This window comes from Algoriphagus mannitolivorans DSM 15301, assembly GCF_000429425.1.
In the GTDB taxonomy this organism is placed as follows: domain Bacteria; phylum Bacteroidota; class Bacteroidia; order Cytophagales; family Cyclobacteriaceae; genus Algoriphagus; species Algoriphagus mannitolivorans.
Window position 1 is genome coordinate 133,345 of the sequence record NZ_AUBV01000007.1, and the last position, 12,778, is coordinate 146,122.

Annotated in this window: 13 protein-coding genes; all 13 read right to left on the minus strand. The window is 40.8% G+C overall.

Annotation, left to right across the window (positions count from 1 at the left end; all coding sequences use genetic code 11):
* Positions 1-35: 35 nt before the first annotated feature.
* Positions 36-1,130 (minus strand): 4-hydroxyphenylpyruvate dioxygenase, encoded by a 1,095-nt coding sequence (hppD, locus tag G458_RS0108785; protein ID WP_026951577.1) that lies wholly within the window; start codon positions 1,128-1,130, stop codon positions 36-38.
* Positions 1,131-1,207: 77 nt separating this feature from the next.
* A complete protein-coding gene (locus G458_RS0108790) occupies positions 1,208-2,209 on the minus strand; it encodes a 1-acyl-sn-glycerol-3-phosphate acyltransferase (protein WP_026951578.1) in 1,002 nt (333 codons plus the stop codon).
* Complete coding sequence (locus tag G458_RS0108795) at positions 2,206-3,105, minus strand: bile acid:sodium symporter family protein (RefSeq protein WP_026951579.1); 900 nt, start codon at positions 3,103-3,105, stop codon at positions 2,206-2,208. The genes G458_RS0108790 and G458_RS0108795 overlap by 4 nt, the downstream gene beginning before the upstream one ends.
* Before the next feature lie 62 nt (positions 3,106-3,167).
* Positions 3,168-3,836: a CAP domain-containing protein gene (locus tag G458_RS20490; RefSeq protein ID WP_051287155.1), complete on the minus strand. Its 669-nt coding sequence runs from the start codon at positions 3,834-3,836 to the stop codon at positions 3,168-3,170.
* A 93-nt stretch (positions 3,837-3,929) separates the two neighbouring features.
* On the minus strand, positions 3,930-4,178 hold the full coding sequence (locus G458_RS0108805) for a hypothetical protein (RefSeq protein WP_026951580.1): 249 nt from the start codon (positions 4,176-4,178) through the stop codon (positions 3,930-3,932).
* 243 nt (positions 4,179-4,421) lie between these two features.
* A complete protein-coding gene (locus tag G458_RS0108810; protein ID WP_026951581.1) occupies positions 4,422-6,284 on the minus strand; it encodes a monovalent cation:proton antiporter-2 (CPA2) family protein in 1,863 nt (620 codons plus the stop codon).
* Positions 6,281-6,853: an NAD(P)H-dependent oxidoreductase gene (locus tag G458_RS0108815; RefSeq protein WP_026951582.1), complete on the minus strand. Its 573-nt coding sequence runs from the start codon at positions 6,851-6,853 to the stop codon at positions 6,281-6,283. The genes G458_RS0108810 and G458_RS0108815 overlap by 4 nt, the downstream gene beginning before the upstream one ends.
* 14 nt (positions 6,854-6,867) lie before the next feature.
* Entirely contained in the window at positions 6,868-7,083 is a 216-nt protein-coding gene (locus G458_RS0108820; RefSeq protein WP_026951583.1) for a (4Fe-4S)-binding protein, read from the minus strand.
* A 203-nt stretch (positions 7,084-7,286) separates the two neighbouring features.
* Positions 7,287-8,942, minus strand: coding sequence for a sodium-dependent transporter (locus G458_RS0108830; RefSeq protein WP_026951584.1), 1,656 nt, complete (start codon positions 8,940-8,942; stop codon positions 7,287-7,289).
* Positions 8,943-8,991: 49 nt separating this feature from the next.
* On the minus strand, positions 8,992-9,483 hold the full coding sequence (locus G458_RS0108835) for a hypothetical protein (protein ID WP_026951585.1): 492 nt from the start codon (positions 9,481-9,483) through the stop codon (positions 8,992-8,994).
* Between the two features lie 67 nt (positions 9,484-9,550).
* Positions 9,551-9,895, minus strand: a complete 345-nt coding sequence (locus G458_RS21865) for a hypothetical protein (protein WP_026951586.1) — start codon at positions 9,893-9,895, stop codon at positions 9,551-9,553.
* Between the two features lie 64 nt (positions 9,896-9,959).
* Positions 9,960-11,450 carry a glycoside hydrolase family 32 protein gene (locus G458_RS0108845; protein ID WP_026951587.1) on the minus strand — a complete coding sequence of 497 codons (1,491 nt, stop codon included), beginning with the start codon at positions 11,448-11,450 and terminating at the stop codon, positions 9,960-9,962.
* A complete protein-coding gene (locus G458_RS0108850; protein WP_026951588.1) occupies positions 11,440-12,714 on the minus strand; it encodes a glycosyltransferase in 1,275 nt (424 codons plus the stop codon). Before G458_RS0108850 ends, G458_RS0108845 begins: the two co-directional genes overlap by 11 nt.
* Between the last annotated feature and the right edge of the window lie 64 nt (positions 12,715-12,778).

Sequence of the window (12,778 nt, forward strand, 5' to 3'; positions counted from 1 at the left end):
TTTAAAGTCTTGAGTCTAGTATCTTGCTTCTAAAATTACAAATTCCCTCGAATCGCCTGTTCTCGCTCGATAGCCTCGAAAAGAGCTTTGAAGTTTCCTTTTCCGAAAGAGGTCGCTCCTTTTCTCTGAATAATTTCAAAGAATAAGGTCGGACGGTCTTGCACAGGCTTGGTGAAAATCTGAAGAAGATATCCTTCATCATCTCGGTCGACCAGAATGTTCAAATCTTTCAAAGGCTGAAGATCTTCATCAATTTCTCCTACACGATCCAGAAGATCATCGTAGTAGGTTTGAGGAACTTCCAAAAATTCAACCCCACGCTTTCTCAACTCACTTACAGTATGAATAATATTGTCTGTGGCTATGGCCATGTGCTGTACTCCCGGGCCCCCGTAGAAATCCAAGTATTCTTCGATTTGTGATTTTTTCTTTCCCTCAGCTGGTTCATTGATCGGGAACTTGATGTATCCATTTCCATTGGAAACCACCTTTGACATGAGGGCCGAATATTCTGTAGAAATATCCTGATCATCAAAAGTGATTAAAAGCTTGAAGCCCATCACATTTTCATAAAACTCAACCCAACGATTCATTTCACCCAATTCCACATTGCCTACGCAATGATCGATGTATTTCAGGCCGATTGGTTCAGCTTTGTAACTACTCTTTTTAGGCTTAAATCCGGGGAGAAATACGCCGGAATAATTTTTTCTCTCTACAAAAGTATGGATGGTATCGCCATAGGTATGGATTGAGGCCATTTTTACTTCTCCATGTTCATCTTGGAAAGTTTTGGGTTCTGAAGCCGATTTTGCTCCTCTGGATGTAGTTTCTTTCCAGGATTTTTCAGCATCATCAACCCAAAGTGCCAATACTTTTACTCCATCTCCATGCTTTTGAATATGTTCCGCTATTGGGTGGTTGGCAGAAAGAGGGGAGGTAAGAATCAATCGAATTTTATCCTGCTTCAATACGTAGGAAGCTCGGTCCTTCACTCCAGTTTCCGGACCAGAATAGGCAATCAATTCAAATCCGAAGGCATATTGATAATACAGAGCGCTCTGTTTGGCATTGCCAACGTATAGCTCGATGTGGTCGGTCCCATTGATGGGTAGAAAATCTTCGCTCATGGCTTAGTTTGATTTGGGTTTATTTTCTCATCCAAAGTTATAAAACTCTACCAAATAATATTTGGTTATTTTTCGACTTATTCCTGAGGGTTTTTATTCCAGAAAATTGTGATGATGGCCATGATCAACCAAGTCAATGCCCATGCGCCAAAACTTGTATTCAAGGTCAATAGAATAAGGCAGAGGTACCATACTGGCGCTCCCACAAATCCAATTAGAAACTTAAAAGTGGAGTCAAATACCTTATCCTCAATTTTGGGACTCATCCATAGCCAAATCCAGTATAAAGGAAAATGAAAGATCTTCATCACCTTGTTTTTCAACCCGCTTGGATCTTGGTAGGTGGATCGGACTTCCAGGTGATTTAGAAATGCCGCTACACTTTCCCTAGAGATAAGGTCTATTTGGTGGTCAAGAAGCTTGTTCAGGTTTTCCTCATACTTTTCATTTGGAATGGACACAATCAATTCTCCCAAGCTTTTTTCAACCAGTTTGGTCAATTTACCGGATTGGGCAGGGGGCATATCGACAGGAATTGGTTTTCCATAGGTGATTTTCACCTGACTTCCTGACCTTTTATGGGCACTGAAATCCAGCCCAACAGGCAAAATCAAAGGGGTTAATTCAGGATGTTTTTCCTTTAATCCAAATGCCATCCGGGTAAATCCTTTACTTAAAGGTCTCAGATTGCGAACCAGACTGTGAGAACCTTCTGCAAAAATGACCACAGTTCCATTTCTGGATAAAATCCGGTAAGTCTTTTCAAAGATTTCCTGATTTTGCTGAACCGTTGAAAAACCATCTCTCACTCGATACACCGGGAGCATCCGGATAAAATTGAGAAGTTTGGCAATGAAAGGATTTTTGAATACCGATGCCCGGGTCAAAAACCAAGGATTGAGCCTAGAGGATGTTGCCAAAAGCAAAGGGTCTATCAATGCATTTTGGTGGTTTGCCACTAGGATGACGGGTTTCCCCTTAGGAATATTCTCCCTTCCTGAGATGATTATTTTTCTGAAATAACCATGCAAAGCAATGTTGACCAAAAAACGGAGAATGCCATTAATAAAGTTTTTCATGTAAATTTTCTCCAGATAGAAGCTACTGTCAAACCTGAAATCAGGTGCCAGATTCCCCACCAGGCCGCGATGATGGCCATTCCACCTAAGCCTTCAAAATAAGTGAAAATCAAAACCAGGCCCAAGCCTGAATTTTGAATTCCTGTCTCTATTGTCAGAGTTTTTACATCTGCACGTGGAAGCCTTGCTGCCTTGGCAATGAAGAATCCAGAGCTGAGAGCAAGTAAATTATGACTTAAAACCCATAAGAAAATCAAGCCTATTATCTGTAAAAACAGCTCTAAATTTCCCAGAAATGCCAAAATTATAATTGCTGCAAAAATGAGAATACTCAGAGGTTGTAGGATTTTCATCAATCGATCTGCCAGCTTAGCCTGAAATTGTCGGGTTAATAATCCAAGGATCAAAGGGATGCCAAGGATTATTCCGATTGTGAAAAAAACCTCGGAAATATCCAGACTAATTTCCTTCAATAATAGTGAACTCGGGGCATGAAGACCCGCCCAAAAAGCAAAGTTCAGTGGTGTTAGAATGATGGAAAAAGCCGTAGAAAAGGCAGTCAGGGATACCGAGAGTGCCGTATTTCCTTTTGCGAAAGCACTTAAGAAATTAGACACATTTCCACCTGGACAAGCGGCCACCATAAACATTCCCAATGCGACACTTGGAGGAGGATCAATCCATTTGACTAAGACAAAGGTCAATAAAGGTAAGGCGGCAAACTGGGAAAATATTCCAAGGAAAAAGCCCTTGGGGTTTTGAGCGAGGTATTTAAAATCTTTCCAACTGAGCTCTAGTGCGACTCCATACATGATGAGTGCCAAGGCAAAATTCAATAAAAAAAGATCGTCCGGAGAGAAATTTATTCTAATAGAATCGAGCTCGGTAGAATTCATGCACTAATTTCTCAAAAGGAATCAGAATCCCGAGTTTCTTGAAAGAAAAATCTGAATAACCTTTAGTGGGCGACGAAATTTTGAACTGCCATGAAATAGGGCATTCCGTAAAATGATTTTTCAAAATAGACTGAAGCCCCACATCCCAAATGCGTGAATTGGGGATTTAGGATATTTTGTCGATGTCCAGGTGATTCCATCCAAAGCTTTACCACCGACTGTGCAAAACTTCGGTAGGTATGAGGCGGGATCAGCTCCCGATTGGAAGTATTTAAGTATCTAAATTCTCCGGGCTTAGTGGGTTTGCTGACTTTTTTACCGGATTGATATTGAAGGCCAAAAGTGCTGCAAATATTTTCCCCGATGTATTTTGGGTTTAGTCCAGAACGATTGAGTCGATCCCGGAGCGTTCTCCTGAACCGAATGGGGCTGGTATGCCCATAGAAGTTATAATTGACCATGTCCTGAGAATGCCCAATCGCTGTTTGTTCTACTTCTTTGGAATATTGGAAAAGAGGAAGACCGGATTTTTGTCGCTCCAAATTGGTGTAATGGAATATCGCTGCTTGCAGTAAAGGATAATTCAAGCGCTTGAAATCAATCGGGCTGTCTAATGACTGTTGGTCAAAAAAAATCTTGGGGCTAATCTTTTGGTAATCTTGGTCATTCCAAGATTGGGAAAAACAGGTAATCGGAAAAAGGAAAATCAGCAGATGGGTAAGCTTTTTCATGAATTGGATTTCTTCAATTCTAAGACGAATACAAGCAAAAATTATTTTTCTCCGAACCGATTTAAAATAAAAAAAACAGGTCTAAGCCTGTTTTTAATTGTCTTGAGGAATCGTCAACAAAAGCTGAATGACTTCTTTTGGAGTGCAGGCTTTGCCAAGCATTTCTTCTTGCAAAAAGACCTGTAGGTTAAATTCAAGTTCAAAAATCAATCCGTTTACAAAAACCGGATCCATATTGAGTTGCTTGATGAAGTGATCGTTTTTTCTTGGCCCTGAAAGCCTGATGCCGTAGGAATGAAATACTTCCACGGCTTTTTTGAGTTGAGAGTACTGTTGGTTCATGTTTTCTAGGTATTGAAGGAGACTCGTTTACTTTTTGAAGGAAAGGACAATTGAAAAACTACAACTGATTAGTAATGAGCTGTTAATTCAAAAATCATTTTCCTGATTCACGGATTCTGGGTTTCAAAGGTTTTTGTATTCCTATTATTCTCGGGGAATTAGGAATGCAATGCTAAGAATTGCATTTGCATTAGTAGGTAACAAACATCACCAAAATAGGTTTAAATGCAGGTTTTTAAGGCATTAGGATTTCATTTGCTCACTGTCCCAAGCATGGTCATTGAGCGAAAATTTTCTGGATAATTCCCCTGAAATCATGGATTCTTGTTGTTCAATTTGCTTTTTGATTTTGCTGATGTATTCGTTTTGGTTGTTTTTGTATTGCACCAAAACTTTGAGCGCATCCTCATCATATTTTTTGAATTGAGCAGCTAATCTATGCACGGTATAAGATCTGAAGCCCAGTTTCTTCAAAGCATCTTCTCCCATCCTGATGGAGGTATCTAAATGCTCACGATAGATATTTTCAATTCCCATTTCTAGAAATTCATAAGCATCATATCGGTTTTTAGCCCGGATCATCAACTGCAGGTTGGGAAAATTTTCCCGACACACTTCAATAAGTTTTCGGTTAGTCTCTTCAGAGTTGAGAGCAGAAATCAAGATTTTGGCATTTTCGGCCCCTGCTGCATGAAGCATATCCACTCGAGTAGCATCTCCATAAAAAACTTTAAAACCCATTTTACGAAGAAAATCTACCCGATCAGGGTCAAAATCAAGTACTGTGGATTCTACACCATTTGCTCTTAAAAATCTTCCCAAAGTAGATCCAAAGTGAGAAAATCCAACCAAAATCAAGTCGTGCTTCTCAGAGATGGAGTCTTGTTCTCTACCTGAATTCTTTTTTCCTGAATTGAGCTTAGTCAGGATGGTTTTATCCAAGATAAGACCAAGAATCGGAGTAAAAGTCATGCTGAGCGCAGTAATAGCCATCAAGGTATCTGAAACCTCGGCCGCAAGAAAACCCAATTGTAGCGCAAAAGCATAGATGACGAAAGAAAATTCACTGACTTGAGCCAGGCCAAATGAAAAGGCTAAATTTTCCGAAAGGCTTAGCTTTTTGATATAGCCGATTACAGAAAGAACTGCAGCTTTGATTGACATTACACCTAGTGTAAACAGGATAATAAAAGCTGGATTTGATGTGATCAGATCAAAATTGATCGTGGCTCCAACAGCCATGAAGAAAATTCCCAAGAGAAGACCCTTAAAAGGCTCCAAATCAGACTCCAAGGCATGTTTATAGGGTGAGTTTGCCAAAATTACCCCGGCGAGAAAAGTCCCCAAAGCCGGGCTTAGACCGACCATTCCCATTAAAAAAGCGATTCCTACCACAATCAAAAGGGCTGAAGCTGTGAACAGTTCCCTCAGTTTGGTTTTGGATACCCAATTCAATAAGGGTCCAAACCCAAATCTCCCCAAAACCACAACCAGTCCAATCGCCCCGAAAATTAGTAGCGTTTGAATCCAGCCGGGTTGGTTTTCTAAAATACCTCCATGTGCTTCTGTGGCCCCATGCGTAATTTCCGATGCCAACAGAGGTAATGCAGCCAAAATTGGAATTACTGCAATGTCCTGCATCAACAAAACCCCAAAAGACATTTTGCCCGATGAGCTGTCCAGCTGATTTTTTTCTTTTAAAGATTGCAAAACAATAGCTGTGGACGATAATGCCATGGCCATTCCCATGGTTAGACCGATTTGCCAAGAATAATTCAGGCCTATCGCTAGTCCAAAGATCAAGGCTGTGGTGACCAGCACCTGAGTCAAGCCGACCTTGAGGATCAGGCTTTTCATTTTCCAGAGGTTTTTGGGCTCAAGCTCTAAACCAATCAAAAACAACATCATGACTACACCAAACTCTGTAGTATGCATGATATCCTGACCGGATTGTCCATCCTGAATAAAGCCAAAAACATATGGGCCAATTAAAATGCCCGCAATCAAATAGCCTAGAACAGAACCCATTCCCAGTTTTTTGGCTATGGGGACGCAAACAATGGCTGCAACAATGTAAATGATGGCATTCAGCAAAAATCCATTCATGGCTGAGGTTTTTGAATAAATGAAAATGGGATTTCTAAAGAATCCCGCAAGGTCAAAACCAGTTCCCGATATTCTTTGGCTTTCTGATCTAAGTCTTCTTTGCTAATCCTGTGAGTTCCCCCAACATGAAAATAGGGGAGGTAGCGCATATCACAGAGATAGGCCGTTTGCTCAAAAGGCCTGAGAAACTCACCAAGAGTGTATCGGTTTTTTCCCTCAGTAGAGTAGACCATTTCTGATCCCCCAGAGGTCACTGCATTAAGGATATATTTATTCCGAAGGAAAACCCCTCCGGGTCCATAGGCCCATCCAAATTCCAACACCAAATCAATCCATTGTTTGAGAATCGGTGGACATGAATACCAATAAATAGGATGGTGCCAGATAATTACCTCATGCTCAAAAAGTAGTTCCTGCTCAGCTTGTATATTGATATGGAAATCGGGGTAAAGCTCATACAAGTCCCGAATAGTCACATTTTCCAAGCCCCGGATATTCTCCAGCAAGAACTGATTTACATCCGAAAGCTCGTATTTGGGATGGGCAAAAAGCACCAGAATTTTTCGCATATATAATTCCGCTCCTATTGGTAATAATAACCTAATGCCCCGCTGGGACATTTTTTAACTTGATTGACCATTTCCTCTGAGGAAGCTCCATCCACTGATATCCAAGGTCTATGTTTGGGATTAAAGACTTTTGGAAGACCTCTCGCGCAATTTCCAGAGTGAATGCATTTATGGGATTCCCAGGTAATGGTTACCTCTCCATTGGAATATTCTTTTTTCTCATTCTTCATGGTTTCTTGAGTTTTGTTTACTCTAGTTTATCCAAAAAATGCCTTTAATGGAAGTAAAAACAAAAGCCTGTCAAATTTGAACAGGCTTGTGGGTTTAGAAATTCATTTGGATTCCGGTTTTTTTAAAACCCGGTAGAAGCAGTAAAGTGTAATTCCTCCGATTATTCCTTGAGTGAGGAGGGCGACGATAAATGCGGAAGTATTCATAAATGAGCTTGTTTTCTTTTGTAAGTGGAATACCAAACAATCAACATGATGCCTAAGAACAAAACCAGAAGCTGAGTTCGGGCCAAACCCGAGAAGAGTCTTTTCTTTTCTATTTGTTCAAGATTCTCGGGATGAAGGGCTATTTCAGCTTTGATATCCTGAAAAGACAGTTTCGCAATCAGAGAGGAATGATCCAAAGTCCAACCGTCTCCATGGAAAAGATTGGTGATTGCTGCCGCCCAATCATTTTGCTCAGGAGTAAGCAAGGCCCCCAGGAAGACCAAAGTCAATAAACCCGGAGTAATGTATTTCATAATCCACTTGTAAACTGAAGGAATTCGGATGTCAGCTCCTCTGTTGAGCTCTTCCCAACCTTTGTCCATACCAAAAACCCAAGCAAAGAGGATTGTCTCCAATAAGGCAAAGACCACCAAACTTACTGTCCCGGCCCAGTAATCATACTCGTCAAAGTATCCTTCTGAATAGAATAAAACAGTGGGTATTCCCATAAATAAAGCCAAAACCCCAAAAGAAACAGCACCTTTGATTTTTCCCCAGCCAAATTCATCCTTCATAAATCCCATCCAGGGAGTTCCCATGGCCAAGGATGAAGTAATTCCAGCGAAAAACAGCAATCCAAACCAACATACGCCAGCAATCGTGGCAAATGCAGAGCCCCATTGCTGAAATAAGAAGGGCATGGTTTGAAAGGCCATTCCAAAGCCTGCATTTTCCATCACCCAATCCATCCCCAGAAATCCGGCGGCTATGGGAATCACAATCGCACTTCCCAAGACGACTTCGACAAATTCATTGGTAAAACCAGCAGTGACGGAGTTTAAGGCTATATCTTCATTCTCTTTGAGATAAGAAGCATAGCATTGGATTGAGCCCATTCCTACCGAAAGGGTAAAGAATATTTGCCCGGCAGCAGCCAACCAGACCTTTGGGTCAGATAGGGAGCTAAACTGGGGAGTCCAAAGAAAGTTGATTCCATCCCAGGCATTTGCCAGAGGGAATTCCTCAGTTGCAAAATCACCTCCCATTGTCCAGCCACGAATGGCGAGGATAATCCCAAATAAAATCAATAGAGGCATGCCGATTTTGGCCACTTTTTCAATTCCTCCAAGGCCGGTGGAAAGGATGTACACATTGAGACCTAGCACCAAAATGTACACCATCAAGGGAAATAGCGGAATTCCATAATCTGAGCCGGAAAATCCAACATACTGGGTGAAGAATGTACTTACAGCTTCTTTTCCCATTCCTGAAAAGGTGCCGGTAACACTATGCAAGACATAGATCAAAGTCCAGGATTCGATATAGGTGTAATAAGCAACCACCGCGATGTTGGTGAAAATCCCAAAAACCCCAATGTATTTCCAATAGGGCTTAGAACTCATGGAATCCAGGATATAAGGAGTGCTGTGGTTTCCGTTTTTTCCACCAAATCTTCCAATGCTCCATTCAGTGAAAAGCAAGGGAATTCCCATCAAGAGGAAGCAAACCAAATAAGGAATTATAAAAGCACCACCACCGTTTTGGACTGCCTGAACAGGAAACCTGAGAAAGTTTCCTAGCCCAACCGCATTTCCAGCCATTGCCAAGATGAGCCCTGTTCGAGACCCCCAGCTTTCTTTTTTTTCTATCATAAATCGGAGAAAAGGGCAGGGGTGGCCCAATCAGCCACCCCAATTTGGTTTAGTTTAGGTTCTTTTGGATTAGTTCAGCCCATTTTTCAGCCAAAAGGGTTTCTCCAAGCAGATCTGAATATTTCTCTCCATCATATAATTCCAGATGGATTGCTGCTTTTTTGGAGTCTTTTGGCAAAAGTTCTAGGGTGATTTGATCCAGTACTGGTTTGGCAGAACCTCCCGATTTTAATTCTAGAAGTTTTTTGGAGACACTTACTTTTCTAAAATCCCGGAGCTCAATGCTCTTTGGAGATCCTTCCAGAGAATCTTGGTGGTAGAATAGAATCTTTTTAGATGAATCTATACCTATAGCGTATTCATGTCTCCATGTTTCTTGAAGATCAATTTTCGAGTTTTGGGATAAAGCTGCGCCTGAGAGCTTTTCCATTAGCTTCGACTCTTTCTTTTTGTTTAACCGGGAATGGTAAATGAAGGGTACAGTAAATGCACCGAATAGGACAAAGGAAAACACCAATGTCACAGGTTCAATATCGATCATGTGTGTATTGTATAAGGTGAATGAAGAATAGTTTTGGTCTTTTCAGACCCTAGAAAAAACCATTCACCTACCAGCTGTAGAAATACTGGACAAATAATCGTTTGACATCAAAAAGTGCCCTCGACTTTTGAAAAAAAGAAGGGGGAAAATAGATCTTAGAAGGATTGGCAAAATCAGGAATCCAGTCAGAATTAAGTTTAGCAAGGAGCCTGACGTCAATTTCAAACGGCGGGGTTTTGAGAGTCTCGTAAGAGTTTCTGAAGAAAGGTTGGATATCCTGAAATTCTCCGACCACAGTTTGGCGATCGGAATCCTTTTGAGGTATGGAGTGGGCCTCTGTAAATGAAAAATGGGAGGCTAGACTGATTAGCCAGCAAAGACCCAAAAGGAAAGCAAATCCCTGTTTTTTCATTTTTGAATACTCAAAACCAAATCAAAGGTAAATCAAAAGATTTCAGATTTTTTTAATAAGCTCCTTATTTTTTTAGCCTGATTAACTCAGCATCATTTACTCCTGAAATTAGCTCCACCGTTTTGTAAGGTGAGCTGGGAAAAAGGAGGGAGGTGAGGACGATTTCTCCATCATTCACGAAGAGTTCGATAGAAGATGCATCCATAAAAATGCGGATAGATTTGGCTTCCCAACTCATGGGTGCAGAATGAACTGCTGCAAAATCAGGGTGGAATTCTGACCGCCCGGACTTAGAACGATCAATGTTTATCAAGCCCATTTCTCGGGTAATAGTTACTTTCTCACCCAATTCATTGCTGAAAATCAGCGAAAAATCATTTTCTACTTCTGCCTTCAATTCAAATGAAGCCCCAGGAAGGTTTGAACTTTTGCCGGAGATTTCAAAAACCTCACCACGGTTAACTTCTAATTCTTTGGCAGGTGAGGATTTTACCAGTAAAGTGCCGTCAATTTCAAAAAGGGACAATTCTCTGGCTATGGTCATGGCAGATCTCCAAGAGGAGGTAGGAACCATTTGGGCATAAAGCCAATTACTCATCCATCCGATAAATAAATTCCGGTTTTGGCTAGACGGGAGATTAGACCAAGTCACTCCAGCATAATTGTCTGGACCATAATCCAGCCATCGGATCATCGTATCATCAGGTTCAAACTGACCATCATTAAAGTCTCCGATGAAATATTGCGTGGCGGATCCTTTTTGAGGGCCTCCCGGGTTGATACTAACCAGCAAAATCCATTTGGTCTCTCCATTTGGGGCATTCATGGGAATCAAATCTGGGCATTCCCAGACTCCACCATGTGCGCCGATGCCTTTTCCAAACTCACCAGCCAATTTCCAGTCAATAAGGTTGTCGGATTGGTAAAACTGGATTTGATCCAAAACAGCCAAGGTCATCATCCAAACCTCTTTTCCATTGGAGTTTTTGATTTTTCGGACTTTTGGATCCCGGAAGTCTTTTATTCCTTGATTGGGTAAGACAGGGTTTCCCGAATATTTTTCCCAAGTGTTCCCTTTGTCGAGGGAAAAGGCAATCCCCTGACTTTGATAATCTGTTTTCCCAGATCTTTCACCTTCCATATTGTGGTAGGAAAAAATGGCTACCAAGGGAGGATTTTCTTTTGGGCCAAGACCAGAACTGTTTTCCTGATCATATACAGCACTTCCGGAAAAAATATAGCCTAAACTATCTGGATACAGGGCTATGGGTAATTCTTCCCAATCTATTAGGTTAGTGGATTTCGCATGTCCCCAATGCATAGGTCCCCATACAGTGCTATCGGGATAGTATTGATAAAATAAATGATATTCTCCATCGATGTAGATCATACCGTTGGGATCGTTCATCCAACCCTTAGCAGGGGTAAAGTGATATACAGGCCGGTATTCTTCAAGATTACTTTGCTGAAAAACTATTTCCTGAGGTTGGGAACAAGCAAAAAATAACCCTGCTAATACAAAGAAAATTAGTTTTTGGGTCAGGTTAAATCTCATTTTCGAGGAGTTTAAGGATTTTGTTATAATCTGGCTCTTGTGACATTTTTTCTGCGATTTCGATAGCATTGGTTTTATAAACAGAATTAGTCCAAAAGTCCAATAGTGATTTTTCAAATAGTACAGGGTCAAAATTATGAATACTGATACCATTTGGGCCAAGTCCGTGCTTTAAAATTAATCTATTCCAGAAATATTGATCCATAATATGTGGAATGATCAATTGGACATTTCCAGCTTTGGCCGCTTGGTGAGTGGTGCCAGATCCCCCATGATGAATCATGCCATAGAGCTTGGGTAAAATCCAGTCATAGGGGATTTGATTGACGTAGAAGATTCTATCAGAGGTACCGTCAATTTTCTCCAAACCACCCCAAGAAAGATTGATGATCGCAGGAATTTCGTGCTTTTCTAGGAGATAAATGATTTTTTGGGATATCTCCTTAGGCTTAGGATTGGTCATGGATCCAAAGGTAACCATGATGGCTTTTGGATGCATTTTCAACCAATTCAATAAAGTAGAGTCTGGATTGAAATTCCTCGATTGGTTTCGGTAGAGGTAACCCACTATTTGGGCAGTATTTGGCCAATATGAGGGTTTAGGGAATAGAACTGGCGAGATCTGATAAATAGTTTGAAGTCGGGTCAATTCAAATTCATTCATGCTCTGGGTAGTGAAATTCACTCCAGGAAAATCCTTGAAATGGACTTTTAAAAACTTCTTAAAGGTCTTATAGCGAAACCAATTGACGAATTTATAGCTATTTATATTCCATTTTTTGGGAAAAGCTTCCCATTTAGATAAACCCAAATGTGGAAATTCTTGGTGGGGGTGAATCACACAAGGAACTGGCGATAACAAGAAATATTTATTTGGAAACGCCATAGCTGGAAGGCTACAATACATTGCCTTTGGATGGTATAAAATCCGATCAGGTTGAATAGTCTCAATTGCATTCTTCTGTTGAAGAATTAGACTAGACTGCATGGAAAAGGAAGTTTTAATCAATTTTCCAAAATTTCGGATTTTCGCCAGAAAGCCTGCACCACCACCCATTACAGATTTGCCAACAGTAGAATCCAACATTTCCAGAAACCTCTTATCCAAGCCCAGAAAGTTGAAACCCAGGTTTTCAACCATCTCGCGAAATTGCTCTGGAAATAGGCAAAAAACTTCATGACCAGCCTCTTGAAGTCTTTCAGCCTGGGCAATAAAAGGCTCGATATCGCCGCGTGTTCCTATGGAAATGAGTAATATTTTCATGAATGGTTTTTTAAATCTACTCAGGATAATAGTTTTGTATCGGTTTTTATCTCCAATTTTATTT